Origin of the sequence: Halorubrum amylolyticum, assembly GCF_004114995.1 — an archaeon.
Lineage (GTDB): Archaea > Halobacteriota > Halobacteria > Halobacteriales > Haloferacaceae > Halorubrum > Halorubrum amylolyticum.
Genome location: NZ_SDJP01000003.1, coordinates 71378 through 97185 on the forward strand (window position 1 = coordinate 71378; position 25808 = coordinate 97185).

Below are 25808 nucleotides of genomic sequence, written 5' to 3' on the forward strand. Positions count from 1 at the left end.
GACGACAAATGAACCTCGACGAGCTTCGATCCGCGCAGGCGAAGGAACGCCGCAAGGACAGCCTCCAGCACCTGCGGGACTCCTTTTACGACGACGTCGCCGCCTACGTCGCCGACCTGCGCGCGGCCCGCGACCGCCGCGCCGAGCAGGTCGACAAGCCGTTCTCCGACGACGACGTGCGGCGGATGTCCGACGAGGTCGAGACCGCCGAAGAGGTCGCGGAGGCGGTGTACGAGCGCCGCGTCGGTAAGGTCGTCAAGCTCGCGTCGTTCGCGGCGGCGGACATGCCGGTCGACGCCGACGGGATGACCACGGAGGAGCGACGGCTCTTCGACGACCTCGTCGACCGGATCGGCGAGAACAAGTCGCGCGTGCTCGACGTGCTCGCCGGCGAGGCGCCCCCGGACTCGGCCGACCCGGTACCGACGGAAAGCGCGGAGCCAGCGGGGGACGCGACGACGACCCGGGAGGCGATGACATCCGGAGACGCGACGACGACCCGGGAGGCGCCGGCCGCGCTCGACGAGGCGGACCCGGCACCGTCCGCGCCGGAGCCCGAACCTCCGGCGGAAACGCCGCCGCAGGGGGACGGCGGAACGGAGGAAACGGCGGGGACCGAGGGGAGCGCCGACGCGCTCGCGGGCGCCATGGGCGGGTCGGACGGCGAGGTGACCGACGCCCTCGACGCCACGACCGACGGCGGAGCGCGGCCGGCCGACGCCCCGCCCGCGGACGCCGGTCCGGCCGCGAGCGACGGTCCGACTCCGGTCCCGCCGGAGCCCGCACCCCCCGGAGCGCCGGGCGCGGACACCGACGAGGGGGCTGAGACGGCTGGGGGCGACGACGGTGGGGCCGGCGACGTTCCTGAATCCGCCGACGCCCCTGACCCCACCGATACTCCTGACCCCACCGACAGTTCCGACGCCGCCGCTCCCGACGCCACCGACAGTTCCGACGCCGCCGCTTCCGACGCCACCGACCGTGCCACGGTCAGGATCACCCGCGACGTGGGGGCGATCTTCGGAGTCGACGAGCGGGAGTACGACCTCGCGAGCGAGGACGTCGTGACCCTCCCCGCCGAGAACGCGGAGCCGCTGGTTCAGCGGGACGCCGCGGAGCGGCTCGACTGAGGCCGCGTCTCGGTGCCCGCTGCCGACGCCCGGACCGACGAGCACTAACGCGGCGGACGAGTAGCGTCCGGCGATGGAGGTCGAGTTCCTCGGCGGCGCCCGCGAGGTGGGACGGAGCGCGGTCCTCGTCGACGACGCGCTGCTCTTGGACTACGGTCTGCTGACCGCGGACCCGCCGCAGTACCCCCTCCGCGACCCCGAGCCCGACGCGGTGGTGGTCTCGCACGGCCACCTCGACCACGTCGGCGCGGTGCCGGCCCTCCTGAAGGGGGACCGGCGGCCGGCGGTCCACTGGACGCCCCCGACCGCGGAACTCGCGCGGACGCTGGCGCGCGACACACTGAAACTCCACGGCAACAGCCCCCGCTGTCCCTTCTCGGAGGAGCACGTCGCGCGGCTCGGCGAAGTCGAGGAGCGTCACGCCTACGCGGAGCCGTTCGCGGTGGCGGGCGGCGTCGACGGCGGCGGATACGAGGTGACGCTGTTCAACGCCGGCCACATCCCGGGATCGGCGCACGTCCTTGTCGACGACGGCGATACTCGCCTGCTGTACACCGGCGACTTCCACACCGACGACCAGCGGCTCGTCTCGGGCACGATCGCCAGACCCGACGCCGACGTCGTCATCTGCGAGTCGACGTACGCGGACGTGACCCACGAGGACCGCCGCGCCGTCGAGGATCGCTGGGCGGAGCGCGTGCGGACGACGATCTGGGAGGGCGGCACCGTCGTCGCGCCCGCGTTCGCCATCGGGCGGACACAGGAGCTCATGCTCGTCGCCGAGGCGAACGACCTGACGCCCTACGTCGACGGGATGGGCGTCGGGGTGACGCGGCTCCTTCGGCGACACCCCGAGTTCCTGCGCGATCCGGAGGCGCTCCGCCGAGCCAAGGGCGCCGCGCGCTTCGTCACCGGGCGGGACGGCCAGCGCGAGCGGATCGCTCGCGACAACGCGCTGATCGTCACCACCTCGGGGATGCTCGCCGGCGGTCCCGTCCACTCGTACCTCCCGGAGATACGCGGCAGCCCGACGAACGCGGTGACGCTCACCGGGTATCAGGTCGAGGGGACGCCCGGCCGGGAGCTACAGGAGCACGGCCGGCTGGCGATAAACGGGACGGTGCGTCCCGTCAGCGCCCGGGTGGCGTCGTTCGACTTCTCCGCGCACGCCGACCGCGGGGGATTGGAGGCGTTCCTCGACGCCTACCGCGGGGCGCGCGTCCTCGTGACCCACGGCGACCGCTGCGAGGCGTTCGCGGCCGACCTCCGTGCGGACGGGTTCGCGGCGAGCGCGCCGGAGCTGGGAGAGATGGCGGTGTTGTGAGGGTGATTAGCGGCTGTTATTCTCACCATCGCCTCGGGCGCGATCGCCCCTGCCCCCCGGTGCCTCACTCTCGGGGACGCACGTCACGTTGAGGGTGCGGTCCAGCGAGACGCTTGCCCCCGGACCGCTGCCGGTCGCCTCGAACTCGAGCGCGACCGTCTGCTCCGTGGAACACTCCAGCGTGACGCTGACGGGAGCGGCGGACCCCCGATCGAGGTGATCGGGGGCGCCGAAGGCCTCGACCGTGGGACCGGCCCCCGCGTCTTCGCTCGAAACGTCGACCGAGAAGCTATCGAGGCGGACGCCGAACCGGTTGCGGTACTCGACGAGCACCGTGGACGTGTTCTCGGTGATCGCCTCGTTCTCGTCGGCGACCGGCTCGTAGCCGAGGTACGCTCGCTCGTCGTCGGTGACGGTGACCGCGAGCCCGCGATCGGCGTCCATCGCGGAGAAGCCGGCGGTGCCGAAGACGAGCCCGACCGCCGCCGTGAACGCGAGCAGGATGCTCAGGGCACGGAGGACGCTCACGCGGGACGGCGGCGGTCGGGTGATCGTGCTCATTCGCGGGCTCGTTCGTTCATTGGCGCTTGCGGAGTTCGGGTGGTTTCCCCGTGTTGCCGAGGCGGGCGCGTCGCCCGACGACGTGGTGGACGATCGACGACACGCTGAAGACGGTGACTGTGAAGATCCCGACGTCGAGCGGAGCGAGCGCTGCGAACCCCGGCGTGTCGGTCGCGACCGCGAGAAGCAGCGAGACCGCAACGCCCGCGAGCCCGACGTAATAGAGGCTCCAGGGGATCTCCCTGCTTTTCAGCACCTCGACGTGGATGTCCAGGTTCTCCAGTTCGGGCGTCGCCCGGACGAGGTTCTCCTCCTCGTCGATCGTCACCACGTTCTTCTCCTCCAGTTTCGGCAAGTGGGTGCGCTGGAGCGTGCTGTACACGTTTCGGCGGTCCTCGTACGTGACCTCATCCGGCTCGACGCCGACTTCCCAGGCGGTGACGTGCCTGGAGAGGTCGGAGACCTCGACCGCCCCCTCCCTGCGTTTGAGCGCGTGGATGACGAACCGTCGCCGACGGTTCGAGAGCACCTCGAAGATCTCGTCTTCGGACAGTTCACCCCCGTTCGAGTTCGATCCGTCCGCCGTGGTGAGAGTGGATACCATTGCTGTGAACCCCTTTCGCCGGCCGAAGGCCCCCAACCCGAACCGGCGAATCTCGCTTGTATCGTATGGGAGGATATGGCATAAAGTGGTAGGATAGTTTATCTATAATCCTTCGACCGATGAGCGGATGGGTCCCCTCATCGTTCGCGAGAGGAGGGTCTGAACCGGAGTATGAGACCCCATACGATTCGATCGGCGACGGGTCCTGCGCATCAACGACTGTCTGAAGACCGGCTTGAGGCGCGATACGACCCGCAGATCCGACCGGCGGGAACAACGGGAGACGATCGGTCCGCGACGAGTTGTCCTCGAAGACCTGACGAGTCGCGCTCGGGATCGTGTCGAGGATCTCATAACGAAGTACCTCCCCTTGCATGGGTTTCCCAAGCACTTCCGGCCGGAAGGCCCGGTTGCGGGGGTGTGTGAACACAGGTGAGATACGACATGGAACGACGCAAATTCGTCGTCGGACTGGGCGCATTGGCTTCAGGAAGCGCGGCCGCGATGGGTACAGGCGCGTTCACGAGCGCGTCGATGGCACGGGACGCGAACGTCACCGTGGCGAACGACGCGAACGCGTACATCCAGCTCGTTCCCGGCGGCGCGCGCGGCGTCGGCGGGAAGATCGGGGAGGAAAACGGCGAGCTGTACATCGACCTCGGCCGAAACGCGGGGGGGAGCGGAGTCAACGACGACTCCCGGTACCAGCTCGGCGCGATGAACGACGAGGCGAAAGGCGACCAGATCGACTTCGAGAGCCTGCACGACAGCGACACCGACCCGGATGCGGCGGGCAACGGGGCGCCGTGGGTGTCCGATAACGGCGGCACCGACCAGTCGGCGTTCGTCGTTCACAACCAGAGCGGACAGACGCTCGACATCGAGATCGGACTGAACACCGAGTCGAGCAACCCGGGCGCGACCGTCTACCTGCAGGGGTCGGCGACCGAGATCAGCGGCGACGACGGGCCCGTTTCGGGACCCGACGACCCCAGCACCGTCGACGGGGCCACGGCCACAAACACCGCCACCCTCGACCTTGACGATCCGACGGACGGACAGAGCGGGGCCAAGCAGGCCCTGAGCTTCAACAACGACAACGACCCCGACGAGGCGATCCCGCCGGGCGAGTCCGTGTACGTCTCCATGCAGGTCGACACCCGGGACGACGAGACGGCTCACGATACCGATCTCGCGGAGGAGCTGGTCGTCAGCGCCAACAACGCCGCCGACCCCGGGGTGGAGTAGCTCGACCGGTCTCGCGGGCCCGACGCAGCCCGCGTACTGAGCCGACGCAGACACGTCACACGAGATCCGGATACGATGAACCGGAGACAGGTGCTACTCGGGCTGTGCGCGGCCGTCGCCAGCGGGACCGCGTCACCGGTTTCGGGGCGTTCAGCGCGGTCTAACTGGGGGGCAGAGCGGTAACCATCACCGTCGTGGACGACTCGCGAGGGCTCGTCGGTCTGATCCCGAACGGCTACGCGGTGGGAGTGAGCGAGAGCCCGGTCGGACCGCGACCGAGTTCGACTGCGCCTTCCTGCTCGCGAACCGGTCGGCGGCGGCGAAGCGAGTCTCGTTCGCGTTCACTCCGACCAGCACCGGCTCGGACGCCGGTGGGACGCGCTTCGCGTTTCAGGTGATCGACGGGACCGGGGACGTGCTGGCCGAGATCCGGAGTCCGGACCGGACGGCGACGACAATCTCGGAGCTGGGAGCCGGGGAGGCGGTCGGCGTCTCCCTCGTCGTCAACGCGCTCGGGTGCGGTGTCGGAGACGCCGTCACCGCGTCGCTGGCGATCGCGGCCCGGGACGCGGAGTAGTTCGCCGACCTCGGCGCCGCTTCCGGCGACGGGGGACGAGAGGCGACCGCGGCGGCCGCGGCGACCGCGGCGACCGCGGCGATCCGGCGGCTGCGCCGTCGCCGCCGGCGGGAACCACCAGCGTTTATCCCGCTCGCCCCGACCGGCCGACACGATGCTCATCACGGGCGCGGAGCTGGCCGACGGGTGGGTCCGCGACGTTCGGGTCCGGGGAGAAACGATCGAGGCGGTCGAGCGCGGGCTCGACGCCGACGCCGGCGAGCGCGTCGTCGACGCGCGGGGGCGCCACCTGCTGCCGGGCGCCGTCGACGTCCACGTCCACTTCCGCGAGCCGGGCGCGAGCCACAAGGAGACGTGGACCTCGGGCTCGCGGGGCGCGGCCGCGGGCGGGGTCACGACCGTCGTCGACCAGCCGAACACCTCGCCGCCGACGGTCGACGGCGACGCCTTCGACGAGAAGGCCGACCTCGCCGCGCCCTCGCTCGTCGACTACGGGATCAACGGCGGCGTCACCGCCGGCTGGGACCCCGAGAGCCTCTTCGAGCGCCCCCTGTTCGCGCTCGGCGAGGTGTTCCTCGCGGACTCGACCGGGGACATGGGGATCGCCGTGGACCTGTACGAGGATGCGCTCGCCGAGGCCGCGGCCCGCGACGTGCCCGTCACGGTCCACGCCGAGGACGAGACGCTGTTCGACGACGACGCGCTCGACGGCGACCTCGGCGGGATCGGCACCGCCGCGAGCGCCGACGCGTGGTCGGCCTACCGGACCGCCGAGGCCGAGGCCGCGGCGGTCGAGCGCGCCCTCGACGCCGGCGCCGAGAGCGACGCGAAGGTCCACGTCGCGCACACGTCGACGCCCGAGGGGATAGACGCGGTCGTCGACGCGCGAGAGAACGCGACCGGGGACGCCCCGCCGACCTGCGAGGTGACGCCGCACCACCTCTTCCTGTCGCGCGAGGACGCGGGACGCCTCGGAACGTTCGGGCGCATGAACCCCCCGCTCCGCTCCGAGGAGCGGCGCGCGGCCGTCTTCGAGCGACTCCGCGACGGCGACGTGGACGTGGTCGCCACCGACCACGCGCCCCACACGGTCGCGGAGAAGCGGCAGGGGCTCGTCGACGCGCCCAGCGGGGTGCCGGGTGTCGAGACCCTCTATCCGCTTCTGCTGGAGTCCGTCCGGAAGGGGAACCTCTCCTTGGAGCGCGTCCGCGACGTGGTCGCCGCCAACCCCGCGTCGATCTTCGGGATCGAGGGGAAAGGGCGGATCGAGCCGGGCGCTGACGCCGACCTCGTCCTCGTCGACCTGACGAACCCCCGCGAGATCGAGGCCGGCGCGCTTCACGGTGCAGCCGGCTGGACGCCCTTCGAGGGGTTACTGGGCGTGTTCCCGGAGCTGACGACGGTCCGCGGCGAGGTCGTCTACGAGCGCGACCCGGTCACCGGCGCGGAGTCGTTCGGCGAGTCGGGCGGGCGGAACGTGCGAGAGCTGTAGGCGGTCGGGTTCTAGAGTCGGGGGTGTCGCTCGCGGGGGTCGCCGGATCCGCGTCCGGGAGCGTTTGTCGCCGACACCTCGGCGGAACGCATATGCCGCTTCCACTCTAATCCGATCCATACCGATGTCAATGGGTACCACACACATGGTCGCCCTCCGGCGGGACGGCGCGCGCCCGAATCGGATGCGACACGCCGACGCGCGCCCGGACCGGGTCGCGACACGTGGACCGCGGTTCGCGGTCCGTGACGACAAACGGTGCCATGACTGATCCGGGGGAGACCGGCCCGCTGGGGGCGGGCGTCGGCGGGAGCGACGGGGACGGCGACTCCGGGACCGCCGCCTCGGCGGTGAACGCCCCGGACGACGCCGCGGAGGGGGCCGCGATGGAGCCCGCGGCGGTGGCCGACCTCGCCGATCGCGTCGCCGACAGCGTCGAGGCGGTGATCGTCGGGAAGCGGGAGGCGGTCGAGCACGTCGTGGTCACCCTGCTCGCCCGCGGCCACCTCCTCGTCGAGGACGTGCCCGGCGTCGGGAAGACGACCCTCGCGAAGGCGGTCGCGCGCTCGGTCGACGGCTCGTTCAAGCGCGTCCAGTTCACCCCGGATCTGCTTCCCTCCGACGTGACGGGCGTCAACGTGTTCGACCAGCGCACCGACGAGTTCGAGTTCCAGCCGGGGCCGGTGTTCGCGAACGTCGTGCTCGGCGACGAGATCAACCGCGCGCCGCCGAAGACGCAGTCGGCCCTCCTCGAAGCGATGGAGGAGCGGCAGGTGACCACCGACGGAGAGACCCGCGCCCTTCCGGACCCGTTCTGCGTGATCGCGACCCAGAACGACGTGGAGCCCGGCCAGACGTACGACCTGCCGGTCGCCGAGATCGACCGGTTCACCAAGAAGATCCGGCTGGGCTACCCCGACACCGACGAGGAGGCCGAGATCATCGGGCGGATGGCCGGCGACCACCCGGTCGAGTCGGTCGAGCCGGTCGCGACGGTCGAGGACGTTCGACGCGCCCGGGACGCGGTGGGAGCGATCGAGGCGACCGAGGAGCTGCGTCGGTACGTGGCGCGGCTGGCGGTCCACACCCGGCGGCACGCCCGCCTCGGCGTCAGCCCGCGCGGGAGCCTCGCGCTGTTGCGGACCGCGCAGGCGCGGGCCGCGCTCGCCGGCCGGGGGTACGTGATCCCGGACGACGTGCAGGCCGAGGCACCGACGGTGTTCGCCCATCGGATCCGGTCGGAGTCCGGCGGCGTCGACGGCGCGGAGATCGTCGCCGACGCGCTCGACCGGGTCCCCGTGGAGTGAACCGATGCCGAAGGCGACCCTCACCCGGCGCGGCCGCGTCGTCGTCGCGGTCTGCGTGATCGGGGGCCTGCTGGGGCTGGCGGCGGGCGGGCGCGCGCTCGACGCGGTCGTCCTCCCGGGAATCGTCGCCCTCGTCGCCGGCTACGTCCAGCTGGCGCGGGTCGCGGACCCCGAGGTGCGGCGGGTCCCGCCCCAAGACGGGTTCGTGGGCGAGCGCCGCGAGGTCCGGATCGAGCTTCGACCGGCGACCCCGGGGGCGTCCGGGACCCACCTGGCGGCGATCGCCGACGAGACCGACGACGGGCTGGAAGCCACGGAAACGCCGATCCCCGCGTCGATCGGGGAGGGACCGGTAACGTATCGCGTCCGGTACCTGCGACGCGGGAAACGACAGGTGGGGCCGGCCACGGTGACCGCGACCGACGTGTTCGGGCTCTTCGAGCGCGAGGTGGTCGTCGACGACACCGACGCGGTGACCGCGTACCCGGTCTGTCACCCGATTCCGGCGCGCTTCCGCGGAGAGCTGTACGCCGCCGACGCGGTCGGCGTGAGCCGGCAGCGCGAGGAGTTCGACCGCCTGCGGGAGTACGCCCGCGGCGACGCCCTCCGGGACGTGCACTGGCCGACGACCGCGAAGCGCGACGAGATAGTGGTCAAGGAGTTCGCCGCGGAGACGCGGCGCGGGCGGGTGTCGATCGCGGGCGCGACGATCGGAACGCGCGAGGGGGCCGACGCCCTCGCGAGCGCGGCCGCCAGCCTCGCGCTCGCGCTGCTCGACGACGGGGTTCCGGTCGATCTGACGCTGCCGGCCGGGAGCGTGTCGGCCCGGCCGGGACCGCAGGGGCGACGCGCCGCCCTCGAACTGGCCGCGGTGACCGGTCCCGGCCCGGTCGCCGTCGACGACGCCGACGTGGCGGTGATCGCCGACGCCGACGGCGCGCGGTACCGGACTGGAGGGCGAACCGTCGCCGTCGACGACCTCCGGGCGTCGGCGGCCGGCGGCGATCCGGGAGCGGAGCGTTCGCCGGAAGGGGCTGTCTCCCCGCCCGAACCGGAGGTGCGCGGGCGATGAGCGGTCGCACGTCCGGCGACCGGCGGCGGGTCGAGGCCGCGAGGCGGCGGGCGTCGGGAGCGCTGCCGGACCTCGGCCGCGAGGACGCCGACGCCCCCGCGGACGACTGGAGCGGGCTGGCAGACCCCGCGGTCGTCGGCGTCGCGCTCGTCACCGCGGCGTACCTCGGCGTGTTCTTCGAGGCGACCGACGTGGTCGGCGGGACGGCGCGGACCGCCGCGGCCGTCTCGGTCGCGGGGGTCGCCGGCGCAGTCCTCTCGCGCGTCGTCACCGAGCGCACCGCCGTGCGGCTGACGGCGGTCCTCTTCGCCGCGGGACTCGCCGGCTACTACTTCGCGGTCCCCGCGAGCCGGCGGGCGCTCTTCTCGGTCGAGAGCGTCGCGCTCGACGTGGTGTCGCTCCTGACCGGGCTCTCGATCCTCCGGCTCGCGCTCGCGGACGCCTGGGTGCTCGCGGTCGCGCCGGTGCCGACGTTCCTCGTCGCGTACCTCGCCGGCCGAGGGCAACACGTCGGCGCGACCGCGGCCGCCGGCGGCACGCTCGGGTTCCTCGTGTGCACCGGCGACGCGGGGGAGGTGGCCGCGCTGGTCGGCGTCGCCGGCGCCGCGCTCGCCGCCGGGCTCTCGACGCTGTCGACGCCCGGCGCGCTCCGAAGCCACGGCGACCGGCTCGCTGCCGTGCTGACGGCGATGATCCTCGTGAGCGCGACGATCACCGTGCTTCCGGCGGGCGCGGCGCAGCCGTGGGGGGCCGACCGCGGCCGGACGCTGGAGTCGTCGGTCAGCGGCGGCGATGAGGTCGAACTGGTGGGACCGATCCGGCTCTCGCCCGAGGTCCGGTACGAGATCGACAGCCCCGTCGCGTCCAACTGGCACGTCGCGGCCTACGACACCTACACCGGCGACGGCTGGGTGCGCTCCGGCGAGCGGTCGACGCTGGAGGGACCACTCGACGGTCCCCCGGGCGAGACGACGACCGCGAACGTCACGGTCACGGCGCGGACCGAATCGACGGCGCTGCCCGCGCCGTGGCAGGCCGTGGACGTACGCGGCTCGGGCGCCTCGACGGCGCAGGTCGACGAGCGCGGGACGCTCCGTCTCGGCGCCGCGCTGCGCCCGGGCGAGGCGACGACCGTCGAGAGCCGGGTGCTCGACGCGGAGCCGGCCGCACTCCGGAACGCCAGCACGGCGTACGACCCCGCGATCGAGGAGCGGTACACCCAGCTCCCGGAGAGCACGCCCGACCGCGTCGACGAGCGCACCGAGGCGATCGTCGAGGCGGCGGACGCCGAGAGCCCCTACGAAAAGGCCGCCGCGATCGAGCAGTACCTGATCGAGGAGTACGACTACTCGCTCGCGGTCGAGAAGCCCGAGGGCGACGTGGCCGACGCGTTCCTCTTCGAGATGGACGCCGGCTACTGCACGTACTTCGCGACGACGATGGTCGCGATGTTGCGCTCGCAGGGGATTCCGGCGCAGTTCGCGACCGGCTACTCCAAGGGCGAGCGGGTCGGCGAGGACCGGTACGTCGTCCGCGGACAGGACGCCCACGCGTGGGTGAAGGTGTACTTCCCGGAGCACGGCTGGGTCGAGTTCGACCCCACTCCGCCGAGCGAGCGCGACGAGGCCCGGAGCGAGCGCCTCGCGGAGGCCCGCGAGACCGGCGAGGCGGGCGTCGACACGGAGGAGTCGGACCCGAGCAACGAGGGCGACGAGCCGACGCCGCTGCCGGTGCCCGACGCGACACCCGACGCGGACGGCGGCGCGCCCGCGGACGCGAACGGAAGCAACGGGAGCGACGGGAGCGACGACGCGCTCCCGGACGCCAACGGGACCGACGCGTCCGCCGTCGAGGAAGGGATCTCGCGGGAGCGGCTCGTCCGGAACGGAACGCCGGCTGGCGGCGCCGAACCGGGCGCCGGCGAGGGCGGCGACGGCGGGCTCCCGCTCCCCTCGCGGGAAGCCGCCGCGTACTGGCTGTTCGTCGTGACCGTCGGGGTCGCCGGCGCCCGCCGGCTCGGCCTCGCCGAGCGCGCGCGCCACGCCGTCCGCGTTCGGGTCCCCTTGGGTCGCGGTGAGCCCGTCGAGGACGCGAAGCGGGCGTTCGCGGACCTGGAACGGCTGCTCGCGCGACGCTACCGCGAACGGCGCCCCGGGGAGACGCCGCGGGCGTACCTCGACGCCCTCCCGCTCCGCGACGGCGACGAGCGGGTGCGAGCGGTCGGCGAGGTGTACGAGCGGGCGGCGTACGCCGAGTCGGTGACGCGTGTGGAGGCGGACGAGGCGCGGCGGACGGTCCGCCGGCTCGCGCTGGAGCGGACGCCCGTGATCGGCCGGCTGTTCGGCGGAAACTGAAGTCGCGGGCGGGAGGCGACCGCGCTCGGCGTGCGCGGCGCCCGCACTCCCGACACTATTTAATACGGGCACCCTGTAGTTTCGGCCGTAATGTCGGAAGTCTGCTCGACGTGCGGACTGCCCCAGGAACTCTGCGTCTGCGAGGACGTCGCGAAGGAGTCCCAGCAGATCAGCATCCGCATCGACGAGCGCAGGTACGGTAAGGAGGTAACGGTCATCGAAGGATTCGACCCGAAGGACGTCGACCTGAGTTCCCTCTCGTCGGATCTCAAGTCGAAGTTCGCCTGCGGGGGCACCGTCGAGGACGGCGCCATCGAGCTGCAGGGGAACCACTCGGGTCGCGTGGAGGACTTCCTCCGCGACAAGGGCTTCAACGTCGCGTGACCGTCACCTAACCGTCCGTCGTCGAGCGGTTCGCGGGTTTCCGCGTCGCGGATTTTCGGCGACCTCACCCGGCCAGCCGCGGCGCCGTCGGCCGCGCCACCGTCGGGTGCAGCGCCGTCGGGTGCGGCGCCGTCGGCCGCGCCACTTCGGCTATCCGCTTAAACGAGCAGCGCCGCCCGGCCGACGACGAACGCGACCGCCGCGAGGAACGTCCCGTACTTGAATCGCCGCTGGGCCGCCGTCGGGTCGGCGAACGCCTCGTGGCAGGCGTACAGCATGACCGCGTCGGCGACGGCGACGAGGAGGAGGTAGGCGCCGCCGAACGTCCCCGAGAGGTACGGAAACGGGCTGGCGGCGACGGCGACGACGAGCGACCCGGTCGCGACCCACAGCGACCGCCGCTCGCCGATCGCGACGGGGAGCGTGCGGAGCCCCTCCTCGCGGTCGCCGACCACGTCCTCGACGTCTTTGATCACCTCGCGGGCGAACGTCGAGAGCGCCGCGAGCAGCGCGAGGGCGACGACCGCCTCGGGGCGGCCGACGGCGGCGCCGCCGAACAGGAACGTCGAGCCCACGAGGTACGAGACGAGAGCGTTGCCGAGCCCCGGCGTCCCCTTGAAAACCGTCGTGTAGGTGACGAGGGCGACGAGGTTGACGGCGGCGAGCGCGAGCGCCAGCGGCGGGAGCGTCAGCGCGAGGGCGACGGCGACCGCGAACCAGACGCCGGAGATCCCGAGCGCGCCCCGCGGCGAGACCGCGCCGCGGGGGATCGGGCGGTCGGGCTGGTTGATCGCGTCGATCTCGCGGTCGAAGTAATCGTTGATCGCGTTGCCGGCGGCGACCGCGAAGGCGGTGGTGACCGCGGCGATCGCCGCCGGAGCGAGCGCGTCGCCGGCGCCGGCGACGAACGCGCCGGTCGCCGTGAGGACCGCGGCGGCGACGCAGTTGCCCGGGCGTGCCAGTTCGAGGGCGCCGCGTGCTGTCTCGCGCACGTCGTCTTAGTCCACCGCGGCGCGGCACATAAACGGCGCGGGATCGGGCGCGGACGCCGGGGGAAGCTGGCCGTCACCCGCCGCGCGCGCGTTCCCGGATACTGAAGATCCGCCGGGCGTCTAAGCCGTCGGGAGGACAAGCGACCCCATGGCCGAAGTCGCAGGGGACGGACGCCGGCTCCGCGTCGACCTCGACATCGATCCGAACGACGATTGGGACTGCCCCATCGTCTCCGAGACCCTCGACGCGAGCGACGTGGCCGTCAACGCCGTGGGCCACGAGTGCACCGTCGACGTGCAACCGACCGACGACGACGGGCTGGTGCGCGCCCGCGGCGAGGTCTCCGACGACTGTCTCTGCCGGATCTTCCAGCGGTTCGGCTGCGTCCCGCACGTCCAGCGGGTCGAGGACGGAACGGTGCTCGTGACCACCTACGTCGACGACCGGAACACGGTCCGCGACGTGGTCGGCGCGCTCAGGGAGGTCCTCGACCACGTCCGGCTGGTCCGGCTCGCGGTCGTCGAGGGGCCGGAGGCGACCGAGCAGGTGACCTTCGACCTCTCCGCGCTCACCCCGAAACAGCGGGAGGGGCTCGAACTCGCGGTGGTCCGCGGCTACTTCGACGACGACCGCGACGTGGGGCTCGGCGAACTGTCCGCCGAACTCGACATCAGCAAGTCCGCGCTCTCACAGCGGCTCCGGACCGCACAGGCGAAGCTCGTCACCGACGTGTTCGACGAGGTCGAGGGGTGAGCTTCCCGGCGTTCGTTTTTAAAATTATCCATCGATAAAGCGTGGCACGGAGGGAGCCGGAGACCGAGAGTCGATCCATGAGCGACTCCCAAACCGACCCTCGATCCCCGCCGGAAAGCGACTCCGGACGCGACGCGGCGAAGGGGTCCGACGCGATCGTCCCCCATCCCGTGCACGACGACGTGACGGTCGAGCTCGTCCGCGACGCGATCGGCGTCGCGCGCGGCGAACTCTCCGACGAGCGCTTCTCAGAGAAGTACGGCACCGCGGGAGAGACCCACGTCACCGCGGGAGAGACCTACGTGACCGCGGAAGACCCGTCCGAGGAGCGCAACCGAGCACCGGCCGCCGAGAGCGACCGACCGGACCGATAGCTCAGTCCGCGTCGGCCGCGGAGCCGCCGCCGATCCGGCTCAGCGCCGCGTTCCCGTGGCGTTCGTCCTCGGTGAGGTAACACTTCGGGTCGGGCGCGAACGGGTCGTCGTGGGCCGCCAGCGCGCGGAGCCGCGAGCCGCCGCGACAGACGCTCCGGTACGCGCAGTCGGCGCACTTCCCGGAGAGCCGGTCCTCGCGCTCGCGGAGCGCCCCGAGCAGCGGGTTCGACTCGTCCGACCAGATCGCGCCGAACGACCGGTCGCGGACGTTGCCGGGCGAGTACCCCTGCCAGAACTGCGTGAGGTGGACGTTGCCGACGGGGTCCACGTCGGCGACGCGCTCGCCGGTGGGGTCGCCGCCGTTGCGCTGGAGGTACCGGTAGATCAGCCGCGCGCGGTCGGTCCCCATCTCGCGGTCGGCGTACTCGACGAGGTGGCCCGCGTCGGCGTAGTTACCGACGAGCAGCGTCTCGATCTCCTCGCCCGCGTCGTGGTACTCGCGGGTGAGGTCACACAGGTCGGTGACCGCTTTGCGGGTCGCCTCGGGACTCAGGTCCACGTCGGAGATGTCGGCGCCGCGCCCGCCGTAATCGAGGTGATAGAAGCAGAACCGGTCGACGCCCACGTCGACGAGCAGGTCGACGACGCCAGCGAGGTCCTCGACGTTGTGCTCGGTGATCGTGTACCGGAGTCCGGTCTTGAGCCCCACGTCGAGACACGCCTCGATCCCCCGGACCGCGGCGTCGAACGCCCCCTCCTCGCCGCGGATGCGGTCGTTTCGCTCGGGGAGGCCGTCGACCGAGACGCCCGCGTACTTGAGCCCCGCCCCCTTCAGCTCGCGGGCGCGCTCGCGGGTCAGGAGGGTCCCGTTCGTCGAGAGCACGGGCCGGACCCCGCTGTCGGCGGCGTGTTCGATCAGCTCCGGGAGGTCCTCGCGAACGAGCGGCTCCCCGCCGGAGAACAGGAGCACCGGCACGCCGAACGCGGCGAGGTCGCCGATGAGCGCCTTCCCCTCCGCGGTCGACAGCTCGTTCGGCGCTCCCTCCTGGTCGGCCGCGGCGTAGCAGTGCTCGCAGTAGAGGTTACACCGCTTCGTGGTGTTCCAGACGACGACCGGGCGCCGCTGTTTGTCGTCCGTGATCTGGGGCTCCTTCGAGCCGTCGGCCGCGTCGTATCGGAGCCCGTCGCTCTCGGCGTCGAGGTCGCAGAGGAGCTTGCTGACCGAGATCATCGGGGCCCCTCCGCGTCGTCGGTGTCGACCGCGTCGGCCGCAGGCGCCCCGCCGCACGAGACCGTCGGGGTCCCCTCCGTCTCCTCGTAGACCCGCGGCTCGTCGGCGTCGCCGGCGAGTTCGTCGGCGTCGCCCTCGCCGTTCGTTTCGCCGCCCTCCTCGTCCGCGAGCGACTCGGCGGAGTACCGGTGCGTCTCGTCGGCAAGACACACCCACACGTCGCGGGCGTACCACGCGAAGAGCTTGCTCGCCTCCTCGTGGGCGGCGTCGGGGGTCGGCGCGGCGACGGTGCCGACGTGGCGGAGCGGGTCCGCCTCCTCCTCGCGGACGAACACCTCGAAGCGTCGGCCGTCCGCGGAGCGCGCCCCGCCCGATCCGCCGGTTCGGTCCGTCTTCTCGACCATACCCGAGGTACACACGGCCCACCGAACCCGGTTTCGAGGGTTCCCACGGCCGCGAAACGCCCCCGAACACGTTCGGCCACCGGACGTATAAACTGACTTTCGATATACGAAATGGCTATGGCGGCGGTCCCGTCTCGGAGCACGGGCCTAGCTGGGTACACCACGGGTCACGCGAGCCCCACAATTTTGGTCCGCCTAAGAATCGGAGCGGTTATTACGTTTTAGCCGGGCCTAAAACACATGGCAGAAGACCACGCGACGGGAGAACAGGCGGGACGGAGCGGGCCGACTCGGCGGGACTTCGTGACGTACGGCGGCTCGATCGTCGCCGCCGGGCTGCTCGCCGGGTGTACCGACAGCGCGGACTCGGGCTCGACGGGCGGGGGAGACGGTGACGCCGGAAACGAGAGCGACGGAGGCGGGAACGACGGAGACGGGAGCGACGGGAGCGATGGAGCCGACGACGAGTCCGGGGGAGAATCCGCGTCCGAGGCGTACACGGTGACGATGGAGCCGGTCGGACCGGTCGAGTTCGATGAGGTCCCCGAGACGTGGGTCGCTAACAACGGGAGCTGGGCGGACATGGGGATCGCGCTCGGACAGGACCCCCCGGAGGCCGTGTACCTCACGTCGCGCTACCACACGCAGTACTACGAGGAGATTCCCGGACTGAGCGTCGACAAGAGCGGAATGACATCGCTGTGGGAGAGCGAACTGGACGTCGAGAACTTCCTCGCGCTGGGTGAGGACGCGGACGTGTTCGTGATGGACCCGAACTTCATCCTCGGTCGGACCAGCAACTGGGAACAGGACGACATCGATCAGATCGAGTCGGCGGGGACCCCGTTCTTCGGCAACAGCATCTTCTCCCGCGGCTACGAGTGGCACGACTACGAGTACCTCACGCTGTACGAGGCCTTCGAGAACCTCGCCGAGGTCTTCCAAGAGCGGGAGCGCTACGAAGCGTTCGACACGGTTCACGAGGAGTTCCAGAACGAGCTCGACGAGGTCGTTCCGCCGGAGGGCGATCGCCCGTCCGTGGCCGTCATGTGGCCGCAGCCGGTGGACGAGCCCACGGCGTTCTCCCCGTACCTCATCGACGAGGGGACCAGCTTCAAGCAGTGGCGCGACCTGGGCGTCGAGGACGCCTTCGCCACGACCGAGGTCCGCGACTTCCACAGCGACCGCGGGCAGGTCGACTACGAGACGCTGCTCGAAATCGACCCCGACGTGCTGCTGCTCCGCGGCAACGAGGCCAAGACCGAGACGGAGTTCCAAGACACCGTGGTCTCGTTCATGGAGGACCACAACGTCGCGAGCAGACTCACCGCCGTCGAGAACGGGGACGTGTACCGCGGGGGGTCGCTCTACCAGGGACCGATCACGAACCTCGTGCTGACGGAGCGGGCCGCCGGTCAGGTGTACGGGGTCGACGGCGAGCTGTTCGACCGCCAGCGGGTCGCGGACATCGTCAGCGGCGACTTCGAATAAGCGCGGTTGCGGGCGAGCCCACGCCTTATGTCCACCGGGCGCCTACTGTCCGGTATGCGCGAACTCGTCTTCGCCCTCGAGTACGAGTCGGGGCGCAACAGGGTGGCCGACGCGCTGGCCGACCACCCCGGCGCTCGGGTCCGGTCGCTGTCGGTGCACGCCACCGACGACCACCTCTGGCGCGTCGACCACGCGGCCGGCACCCCGGCCGCGCTCGACGACGTCGAGGCCGCCTTTCTCGACGGCGACTACTACGCCGACTGCCTCGCGACCGAACACTGCGGCGCGACGCAGACCACCCGCGTCCTCGATCACACGGACGACGCGCTGGTGTTGTACACCGACTGGGAGCCCACGCCCGTCTGCGCGTCCGTCCCGCACATCGCGCGCGACCACCTCGGGGAGAGCGCCCTGTTCGAGACGCGCCACGAGGGGCGCCACTACACCTGGCGGCTCATCCACTCCGGCGAGGGCGACGTGGGCACGTTCTTCGACGCGCTCCGAGATGCCGTCGGTGACGCCGCCCGGACCGAACTGCTCAAGACGGCGAGCGTCTCCGGCGCGACCGGCGGTTCGGGAGCGAACGGAAGCGAGATCGGCCTCACTCCCGAACAGGAGGCCGCGCTCAGGGCCGCCGTCGAACACGGCTACTACGAGTCCCCGCGCGAGGTCGATGTCGGTGGCCTCGCCGACCACCTCGACGTGCCGCGCTCGACGCTCACCTACCGGCTCCGCCGGGCCGAAGAGCGGCTCGCGAAGGCGCACGTCGCCGAGGGGCGGGTCGTCGACGCCGCGCCGGGATCGGAGTGAGACGGCAGGGGTCGGTGTCGCCCGGTCCGATCGATCCCTGCGTGTTGGAATATTCCAACTAAGGCTTATCGAGATACGTCCCCTCTCTCAGCGTAATGAGAGACGGCCCGAACGACAGCGAAGAGACGACCGCCGGCGAGACAACCGCCGGCGAGACGACCGCCGGCGGGACGACCGCTGGCGGAGGGTCGAGCGGAGACGGGAACCGCCGAGAGCTGACCGTAAGCCTCGCGGTCCCCGAAATGGACTGCCCCTCCTGTGCCGGCAAGGTCGACAACGCGCTCGGGCGCCTCGACGGCGTGACCGACGCCGCGCTCAACCCGACCGCGGGAACGGCGACCGTGACGTACGATCCCGAGGTCGTCGACGAGGACGACGTGGTCGCGGCGATCGAGGGCGCCGGCTACGAGGTCACCGGCGGACGGTCAAGGAGTGAAGAGAGCGGTGACGACGCTGAGGGTGCCGCCGACGCCGACGCGGGCTCCGGCGGCGTCGCCGTCGCGCCCCCCGCCGAGGTCTGGACGACGCCGCGCGCGAAGAAGACGTGGCTGGGCGCGGGGCTCGTGACGCTCGGGCTCCTGTTCGAGTTCGTCCTGACCGCGCAGAATCCGGTCGTCGCGAGCGTGCTCGGCTACCCGATCCGCGTCTCGGGCGTCCTGTTCCTCGGCGCGGTCGCAGCGAGCGGGATTCCCGTCATCCGCGGCGGCTACTACTCGGCGCGCAACCGGAGCCTCGACATCGACCTGCTGATGGGGACGGCGATCATCGCGGCGACGGGGATCGGCTACTTCGTCGAGGCGGCTACCCTAGCGGTGCTTTTCAGCGTCGCCGAGCTGCTGGAGGACTACGCGATGGACCGGGCGCGCGACTCGCTGCGAGAGCTGATGGAGCTGTCGCCGGACGAGGCCACCGTCAGGCGAAGCGACGGGGAGGTGACCGTTCCGGCCGACGACGTGGCGGTCGGCGAGACCGTGGTCGTCCGGCCGGGCGCGAAGGTCCCGCTCGACGGGACCGTGATCGAGGGCGAGAGCGCGGTCGACGAGTCGCCGATCACGGGCGAGAGCGTCCCCGTCGACAAGGTCCCCGGCGACGAGGCGTTCGCGGGCGCGATCAACGAGGAGGGGTACCTCGAGATCGAGGTGACCTCGACCGCGGGCGACTCGACGCTCGCGCGGATCATCGAGCTGGTGCAGGGCGCGCAGGCCGAGAAGACCGAGACCGAGCGGTTCGTCGACCGCTTCGCCGGGTACTACACGCCAGTCGTGGTCGTGCTCGCGATCTTGACCGCCGCGGTGCCGCCGCTGGTCATCGCGGAGCCGATCGCGGTCGACGTCGCCGGCTACGGGATCACGTTCGCCGCGGACTGGGGGACGTGGTTCGTCCGCGGGCTCACGCTGCTGGTGATCGCCTGCCCCTGCGCGTTCGTCATCTCGACGCCCGTCTCAGTGGTTTCCGGGATCACGAGCGCGGCGAAAAACGGCGTGCTGATCAAGGGCGGCAACCACCTCGAAGCGATGGGCGAGGTCGACGCCGTCGCGCTCGACAAGACCGGCACGCTCACGAAGGGCGAGCTCGCGGTCACCGACCTGCTTCCGCTGGGCGGCGCCGACGAGGCGACGCTGCTGCGGCGGGCCGCGGCGCTGGAACGCCGGAGCGAGCACCCGATCGCCGCGGCGGTGCTCGACCGCGCCGACCGGGAAGGGGTGACCGACCTCCCCGAGCCGACGGGCTTCGAGAGCCTGACCGGGAAGGGTATCCGCGCCGAGATCGGCGGCGAGACGTACTACGCCGGGAAGCCCGCGCTGTTCGAGGAGCTCGGATTCGACCTGTCGCGGGCGCGGGCGGAGACCGACGGCGGGGTCGTCGCTGAAGGCGCTCCCGACGCTGCCGACACCGCCCCCGGCGAGTTCGCCGAGGGCGCCCTCGCCGCGCTGGAACGGGAGGGGAAGACGGTGGTGCTCGTCGGGACGGCGACGGAGCTGACCGGAGCGGTCGCGGTCGCCGACGAGGTGCGGTCCGATTCGAAGCGGGCGGTCGAACGTCTCCGGGAACTCGGCGTGAAGCGCGTCGTGATGTTAACCGGCGACAACGAGGGGACCGCGCGGGCGATCGCCGAGTCGGTCGGCGTCGACGAGTACCGGGCCGAGCTCCTGCCCGAGGAGAAGGTGGACGCGGTCGAGTCGCTACAGGCCGAGTACGGCGAGGTGGCGATGGTCGGCGACGGGATCAACGACGCGCCCGCGCTGGCGACCGCCGAGGTCGGCGTCGCGATGGGCGCCGCGGGGACGGACACCGCCTTGGAGACCGCCGACATCGCGCTGATGGGCGACGACGTGGCGAAGCTCCCGTACCTGTACGCGCTGTCGCACACCGCCAACGGAGTTATCCGCCAGAACATCTGGGCGAGCCTCGGCGTGAAGTTCCTGCTCGCGCTGGGCGTGCCGCTGGGGCTCGTGAGCGTCGCGGTCGCGGTCGTCGTCGGCGACATGGGGATGAGCCTCGGCGTCACCGGCAACGCGATGCGTCTCTCCGGGATCGAGCCCGAGTCGTTCGAGTAGGCGGAGGGACGGAGCCCGCCGCCCGCAAGGCTCGAACAAAAATGAACAATTATTAAGGATGCGCTCGTCGGGCCGGACGTGCCACCCGTAGTACACGGCTGACCCAGGCTCGGAATCGGAGGCGGCGGTCGGTCCCGAGGGTCCGAGCACGCGCGAGACGAGCATCGAGACGGAACCGGCGGCGTCGACCGACGACGCCGCGGACGACTGCGAGGCGAGCGACGACCTGCCGACCGCGGCCGAGGCGGTCGCGCGCTCCGCGGCGACGTTCGACCCGACGGACGCGGGGCGGATCCCGAACGGAACCGGCCGGTGGAACGCGTACGCAGGGTCGTGTCACGGCAGCGAGTGACCGACCCCGTTCCGAGTTTTCGATCGACGAGCGGCGCGTCCGGATCGGCCTCGCTCCCCCGGCTCGTCGACGCGGGATGCCCAGATCCCGAAAACGTGCGGCCGATTTGTAAGGCCGGGTCACCTACCGGTGACCATGCGCCCACGCGAACGCGGGGAGGGCCCGGACGCGGCGTCTCCGATCGCGGTGCGGCTGCGCGGGCTCGCGGACGGGACGGTGGTCTGCGACGCGGTCGACGACGGAGAGCTCGAACGCGTCGAGGAGGAGTTCCTCTGCGCCAGCGGGGAGCGCTGGGGCGGCGTCTGGCGCGGGCTCCCGGTGGCGGCGCTGCTCGACCGGCCGGACGTGGCGATCGACCCCGAGGCGACTCACGTCCGCGTCGGCGCCAACGGGTACGCCGTCTGCGTGCCGATCCGGACCGCGCTCGACGCCGTGCTCGCGGTCGAACGCGCGGGCGATCCCCTGCCGCCGGCCCGCCGCCCGCGGTTCGTCGCCCCGGTCGACGCCGGACGGACGGTTCGCGGGGTCCGCGAACTCCGGTTCCTGCGGCTCGGCCCGAGCGAGGAGCCGCGGGACTACGAGGACCTCGGGTACTGACGGCGACGGCTCCGACCCGGCCCTTTTAGGCGACGAGCCGACTACGAGCCACCGGCCGATGACGATGCACCGCTCCGAGCTGCCTCGGCACCAGCGATGACGAGCCCTATGAGTGCCGAGGCCGATCCGTTTCGTGCGTTCCGCGAACGACGGCGCGGGGGACCATCGGACGCTCAGAGGACGATCGAGATCACGGCCAGCACCAGGAAGATGATGACGAACCATTTCGCGACGGCCATCGAGACGCCGGCGACCCCGCGCGCGCCGACGACCGCCGCGACGATCGCGATAACGAAGAACACCACCGCCCACTGAAGGAAGTCACCGGAAAACTGCAGCGGAACCGGGTTTCCGAACAGGGACGGCAACTGGTGATCGACGGCCGTCGCGATTGTGGCGTCCATGCGAGTAGTGCGGTGGACGCGCCATTAGTTATGGAGCCTCAAAGCCGATACGACGTGCGTAACCGCTCAATCAGATCCGGTGGCGTCCGACAGAGCCGCCCGGTTCTCGCAAGCGGCGCCCTCCCGATACGCGGTCGGTGCGGAGCGTATCGTCCAGCGTCACGAAACGGGTCGCGGCCGGTCAACGGAAGATCGATATAGCGAATATTGATGTATTCGCTCGGTTCGTGTCGTCGATGCCTCGCGTGAAGTGCCTCGATCAAACCTCGGGCATTCGGCCGACAACCCGGAAAGACGGACGCACCGCCAGTAGCGCGAAACAGCGGGAGGCTCGTCGATCGGGTACGCGTCGTCCGCGTCGCGCTCCGGGGTGTGGTGCGTGGGAGCCGCCGCGTCCGGGTCGACTCTCGCTTCTCACCCGTTCGCGTTCCTCGGGAACACCGGACCCGTCCGGGGGGACGTTTAACCCCGCTCCGGCGGACGCGCAACCATGGACCCAGACGTGGACCGGTTCGGCTCCCGGCGGTCGACGGTGTACGGACAGCGCGGCGTGGTCGCCGCGAGCCAGCCGCTCGCGAGCGAGGCGGGGATCGAGGTGTTGCGCGACGGGGGGAACGCGTTCGACGCCGCGGTGGCGACCGCCGCCGCGCTCAACGTCGTCGAGCCCACGTCGACGGGATTGGGCGGCGACGTGTTCGCGTTATACCGCACCGCCGACGGAGAGGTCGGCGCCATGCGCGCTTGCGGCGGCGCGCCCGCCGACGCGACGATCGAGAACGTCCGGGAGGCGCTCGCGGCCGACGATGACGTCGATGAGGACGACCCGAGCGCGGTCGAGATGCCGATAACGGGGGCGCAGACGGTGACGGTTCCGGGAACCGCACGCGGGTGGGAAGCGACCGCCGAGCGGTTCGGGAAATTCGGCCTCGACCGCCTCCTGCGGCCGGCGATCCGCTACGCGACGGAGGGGTACCCGGTCAGCGAGGTGATCGCGGACGCGTGGACCCACGGCGAGGAGCTGTTCGAGAGCGACCACGCCCGCGAGGCGTACCTTTTCGGCGGCGAGTCGCCCGCCGTCGGCCAGCGGGTGACGCTCCCCCGGCTCGGCGAGTCGATGGAGCTGATCGCCGAGGAGGGGGCGGACGCCGTCTACGAGGGCGAGATCGCCGAGGCGGTCGCCGCGGAGGTTCGGGCGGCGGGCGGGTTCTTGACGATGGAGGATCTGGCGGGCTTCGAGGTCGAGTGGTCGGACCCGGTCTCGACGACGTACAACGGCGCGGAGGTGTACGAACTCCCGCCGAACAACCAAGGGCTCATCGCGCTGGAGGCGCTCAACGTCGCGGCCGAGGTGGGCGCCGGCGAGTACGACTACGACGCCCCCGAGCGCGTCCACTACTTCGCGGAGGCGCTGAAGGTAGCCTTCCACGACGGCCACCGCTACATCACCGACCCGTCCTACGAGGAGATCCCGCCGCTCGCGTCCGCGGACTGGGCGGAGCGCCGGGCGGCCGAGATCGGCGAGACCGCCAACCACGACGTGAGCTTCGGCGTTCCGGACGCCAACGCGGAGGACGCCGACACCGTCCTGCTGACGGTCGCCGACGAGGAGGGGAACGTCGTCTCGTACATCAACTCGCGGTTCGCCGGGTTCGGCTCCGGGCTCGTCGCGGGCGAGACGGGGATCGCCCTCCAGAACCGCGGCGCGTCGTTCTCGCTCGACCCCGATCACCCGAACCGACTCGAACCGCGGAAGCGACCGTTCCACACCCTGATCCCCGGACTCATCCGGTTCGGCGAGGACGACTGGGCCGCCTTCGGCGTGATGGGCGGGTACATGCAACCGCAGGGGCACGTGCAGGTGGTCTCGAACCTCGTCGACTACGGGATGCCGCTCCAGCGGGCGCTCGACGAGCCGCGGTGGCGCTACCGGGAGAGCGGCGAGCTGGCGCTCGAACCCCACGCGGACGGGGAAACCGCCGCGAAACTGGCCCGGAAGGGACACGACGTGTTGACGCTCCCGCCGGCCATGTTCGGCGGCGCGCAGATCGCGCGGTCCCGCGACGGCGTCCTCTCGGCAGCGACCGAGCCGCGGAAGGACGGGAACGCGCAGGGGTACTGACGCCCGTCCGTGCGTGGCGGACCGCTCGCCGCGCCCGGCACCGAGACATGACTGATTTCCATAACGAACGCCGGTTTCGAGCCGATCCGTGATCGGCCCGGACGCCGACGGCCGGCGTCTCGAACGGGTCACGCTCCCTGAAGCGGAGATCGATCGATCCGCTGTGGTATTTGTGGGCGTGGATACACTTATAAACACACGTATGGTATGGCGTAACAGAATGAAGCGAAGTATACAGCGACGCGACGTACTCAAGGGCGCCGGAGTCGCCGGCATCGCGGCACTCGCCGGCTGTTCGACCGAGAACGGTGACGGCGGCGACGGAAGCGACGGCGGCGACGGAAGCGACGGGTCCGACGGCAGCGACGGAGGAGACGGCTCCGACGGCAGCGGCGGGTCCGACGGCAGCGACGGCGGCAGCGCGCCCGACGCCGTGATGGTCGTCGGCTTCCCGGAGTCCGGCATTCAGCTGTTCCGCGACTTCTACTCCGATTTCGCCAGCGACGTGCCCGAACTCGACATCATCGTGCCCGACGGTCTGATCGACGGCGACCTCCCCGGCGAGGTCGACAACGACATGAACAACGTCATCGGGACCGCGCCGTCCGCGGGCGGTCCGGGAGCGGAGTTCTTCACCAGCTCGTACGAGGAGGAGTACGACAGCGCGCCGGGCGTGTTCACAGCGCAGGCCTACGACGCGATGGCGGTCGAGATCCTCGCGGCGACCGCCGCGGGCGAGAACGACGGACAGGCCATCCGCGACCGCATCCGGACCGTCGCGAACCCCGGCGGCGAGGAGTTCGGTCCGGAGAACCTCCCCGAGGCGGTCGAGACCGTCGCCGCGGGCGACCCCGTCCACTACGTCGGGGCGTCGTCGAGCGTCGACTTCGACGTCAACGGCGACATCGCTACCGCGGCGTACGACGTGCAGGACTTCCAAGACGGCGATATCGTCACGCTCGACACCCTGGAGTTCGGCAACGAGCTCTCGGACGAGGACCTGAACGCGACGGCGGCGGACCCAGTCGGCGTCGACGAGTTCGAGGCGCAGATCGGCGTGCTGATGCCGGAGACCGGTGACCTCGGCCCCCTCGGTGTTCCGATCCGCGACGGCGCGCTGCTCGCGGCGACGCAGATCAACGATGCCGACCTAAACGTCACGGTGAACACCCGCGTCGAGGACACGCAGACCGACCCGCAGGCGGGCATCTCGGGCGCGAACGCGCTCGTCGACGCCGGCTTCGGCGCCGTCGTCGGGCCGGCCTCCTCGAACGTCAACATCCAGGTGGCCGACCAAGTGTTGATCCCCAACGGAGTCGTCGGCGTCTCGCCGTCCTCGACGAGCCCGGACGTGACGGACCTGGACGACAACGGCTACATCTTCCGAACCGCGCCCTCCGACCTCCTACAGGGACCGGCGATGGCCGAACTCGCGAGGGGCGACATGGTCGGCGCCGAGTCCTCGGGGACGCTGTACCTCAACGACGCCTACGGCCAGTCGCTCGAAGAACAGTACGTGGCCGCCTTCGAGGAGAACGGCGGGACGATCGGGGAACGCGTCTCCTTCGAGCCCGCACAGGCGACGTACACCAGCCAGTGGTCGAGCGTGCTGAACCAGTAGGAGAGTTGGCGGTTCGGCTCGGTTCGTTTTCCGATTTTTCTGTCGCGC

The 25808-nt window shown here is 71.3% G+C and carries 23 protein-coding genes; 17 read left to right on the plus strand and 6 right to left on the minus strand.

Annotated features, from left to right (window positions below):
• Positions 1-8 precede the first annotated feature (8 nt).
• Positions 9-1130 carry a DNA replication complex subunit Gins51 gene (locus ESO89_RS04305; protein WP_128904448.1) on the plus strand — a complete coding sequence of 374 codons (1122 nt, stop codon included), beginning with the start codon at positions 9-11 and terminating at the stop codon, positions 1128-1130.
• 73 nt (positions 1131-1203) lie between these two features.
• A complete protein-coding gene (locus ESO89_RS04310) occupies positions 1204-2454 on the plus strand; it encodes an MBL fold metallo-hydrolase (protein WP_128904449.1) in 1251 nt (416 codons plus the stop codon).
• Positions 2455-2460: 6 nt separating this feature from the next.
• Here ESO89_RS04310 and ESO89_RS04315 read toward each other — a convergent pair whose 3' ends face one another.
• Complete coding sequence (locus ESO89_RS04315) at positions 2461-3015, minus strand: hypothetical protein (protein ID WP_128904450.1); 555 nt, start codon at positions 3013-3015, stop codon at positions 2461-2463.
• A 16-nt stretch (positions 3016-3031) separates the two neighbouring features.
• Positions 3032-3619: a DUF7344 domain-containing protein gene (locus ESO89_RS04320; protein ID WP_128904451.1), complete on the minus strand. Its 588-nt coding sequence runs from the start codon at positions 3617-3619 to the stop codon at positions 3032-3034.
• Between the two features lie 444 nt (positions 3620-4063).
• Between ESO89_RS04320 and ESO89_RS04325 the strand changes: the two genes are divergently transcribed.
• From ESO89_RS04325 to yciH, 7 genes are all read left to right on the plus strand, one after another.
• The gene (locus ESO89_RS04325; RefSeq protein ID WP_128904452.1) at positions 4064-4867 is read left to right on the plus strand and encodes a hypothetical protein; all 804 of its coding nucleotides are present in this window, start codon (positions 4064-4066) and stop codon (positions 4865-4867) included.
• A 394-nt stretch (positions 4868-5261) separates the two neighbouring features.
• Positions 5262-5444 carry a hypothetical protein gene (locus ESO89_RS04330; protein WP_128904453.1) on the plus strand — a complete coding sequence of 61 codons (183 nt, stop codon included), beginning with the start codon at positions 5262-5264 and terminating at the stop codon, positions 5442-5444.
• 154 nt (positions 5445-5598) lie between these two features.
• Entirely contained in the window at positions 5599-6936 is a 1338-nt protein-coding gene (locus ESO89_RS04335; RefSeq protein WP_128904454.1) for a dihydroorotase, read from the plus strand.
• A gap of 263 nt (positions 6937-7199) precedes the next feature.
• A complete protein-coding gene (locus ESO89_RS04340; RefSeq protein WP_128904455.1) occupies positions 7200-8243 on the plus strand; it encodes an AAA family ATPase in 1044 nt (347 codons plus the stop codon).
• 4 nt (positions 8244-8247) lie between these two features.
• Complete coding sequence (locus tag ESO89_RS04345) at positions 8248-9315, plus strand: DUF58 domain-containing protein (protein WP_128904456.1); 1068 nt, start codon at positions 8248-8250, stop codon at positions 9313-9315.
• The gene (locus tag ESO89_RS04350) at positions 9312-11669 is read left to right on the plus strand and encodes a transglutaminase domain-containing protein (protein WP_128904457.1); all 2358 of its coding nucleotides are present in this window, start codon (positions 9312-9314) and stop codon (positions 11667-11669) included. Before ESO89_RS04345 ends, ESO89_RS04350 begins: the two co-directional genes overlap by 4 nt.
• 90 nt (positions 11670-11759) lie before the next feature.
• The gene (gene yciH, locus ESO89_RS04355) at positions 11760-12053 is read left to right on the plus strand and encodes a stress response translation initiation inhibitor YciH (protein ID WP_004596695.1); all 294 of its coding nucleotides are present in this window, start codon (positions 11760-11762) and stop codon (positions 12051-12053) included.
• Between the two features lie 158 nt (positions 12054-12211).
• Here yciH and ESO89_RS04360 read toward each other — a convergent pair whose 3' ends face one another.
• A complete protein-coding gene (locus tag ESO89_RS04360; RefSeq protein ID WP_128904458.1) occupies positions 12212-13045 on the minus strand; it encodes a geranylgeranylglycerol-phosphate geranylgeranyltransferase in 834 nt (277 codons plus the stop codon).
• Between the two features lie 148 nt (positions 13046-13193).
• On the opposite strand from ESO89_RS04360, the gene ESO89_RS04365 reads away from it, so the two are divergent.
• Positions 13194-13799, plus strand: a complete 606-nt coding sequence (locus tag ESO89_RS04365; RefSeq protein ID WP_128904459.1) for a helix-turn-helix domain-containing protein — start codon at positions 13194-13196, stop codon at positions 13797-13799.
• A gap of 77 nt (positions 13800-13876) precedes the next feature.
• Positions 13877-14173 carry a hypothetical protein gene (locus ESO89_RS04370; protein ID WP_128904460.1) on the plus strand — a complete coding sequence of 99 codons (297 nt, stop codon included), beginning with the start codon at positions 13877-13879 and terminating at the stop codon, positions 14171-14173.
• Between the two features lies 1 nt (position 14174).
• Here ESO89_RS04370 and ESO89_RS04375 read toward each other — a convergent pair whose 3' ends face one another.
• Together ESO89_RS04375 and ESO89_RS04380 are read right to left on the minus strand one after the other, a co-directional pair.
• Positions 14175-15404 carry a TIGR04347 family pseudo-SAM/SPASM protein gene (locus tag ESO89_RS04375; protein WP_128904461.1) on the minus strand — a complete coding sequence of 410 codons (1230 nt, stop codon included), beginning with the start codon at positions 15402-15404 and terminating at the stop codon, positions 14175-14177.
• The gene (locus ESO89_RS04380) at positions 15401-15808 is read right to left on the minus strand and encodes an Htur_1727 family rSAM-partnered candidate RiPP (RefSeq protein ID WP_128904462.1); all 408 of its coding nucleotides are present in this window, start codon (positions 15806-15808) and stop codon (positions 15401-15403) included. The genes ESO89_RS04375 and ESO89_RS04380 overlap by 4 nt, the downstream gene beginning before the upstream one ends.
• Positions 15809-16048: 240 nt before the next feature.
• Between ESO89_RS04380 and ESO89_RS04385 the strand changes: the two genes are divergently transcribed.
• The 4 genes from ESO89_RS04385 (at position 16049) to ESO89_RS04400 (ending at position 21616) form a co-directional block, all read left to right on the plus strand.
• A complete protein-coding gene (locus tag ESO89_RS04385) occupies positions 16049-17299 on the plus strand; it encodes an ABC transporter substrate-binding protein (protein WP_128904463.1) in 1251 nt (416 codons plus the stop codon).
• A gap of 54 nt (positions 17300-17353) precedes the next feature.
• Positions 17354-18109 (plus strand): helix-turn-helix domain-containing protein, encoded by a 756-nt coding sequence (locus ESO89_RS04390; protein WP_128904464.1) that lies wholly within the window; start codon positions 17354-17356, stop codon positions 18107-18109.
• Between the two features lie 95 nt (positions 18110-18204).
• Positions 18205-20667, plus strand: coding sequence for a heavy metal translocating P-type ATPase (locus ESO89_RS04395; RefSeq protein WP_206731725.1), 2463 nt, complete (start codon positions 18205-18207; stop codon positions 20665-20667).
• A 487-nt stretch (positions 20668-21154) separates the two neighbouring features.
• Positions 21155-21616, plus strand: coding sequence for a molybdopterin-dependent oxidoreductase (locus ESO89_RS04400; protein ID WP_128904465.1), 462 nt, complete (start codon positions 21155-21157; stop codon positions 21614-21616).
• Positions 21617-21789: 173 nt separating this feature from the next.
• Here ESO89_RS04400 and ESO89_RS04405 read toward each other — a convergent pair whose 3' ends face one another.
• The gene (locus tag ESO89_RS04405) at positions 21790-22020 is read right to left on the minus strand and encodes a DUF1328 domain-containing protein (protein ID WP_128904466.1); all 231 of its coding nucleotides are present in this window, start codon (positions 22018-22020) and stop codon (positions 21790-21792) included.
• Between the two features lie 490 nt (positions 22021-22510).
• Here ESO89_RS04405 and ESO89_RS04410 point away from each other — a divergent pair, with 490 nt between their 5' ends.
• Both ESO89_RS04410 and ESO89_RS04415 read left to right on the plus strand, forming a co-directional pair.
• Positions 22511-24139, plus strand: coding sequence for a gamma-glutamyltransferase family protein (locus tag ESO89_RS04410; protein WP_128904467.1), 1629 nt, complete (start codon positions 22511-22513; stop codon positions 24137-24139).
• Between the two features lie 220 nt (positions 24140-24359).
• A complete protein-coding gene (locus tag ESO89_RS04415; RefSeq protein WP_128904468.1) occupies positions 24360-25760 on the plus strand; it encodes an ABC transporter substrate-binding protein in 1401 nt (466 codons plus the stop codon).
• The last annotated feature ends 48 nt before the right edge of the window (positions 25761-25808 follow it).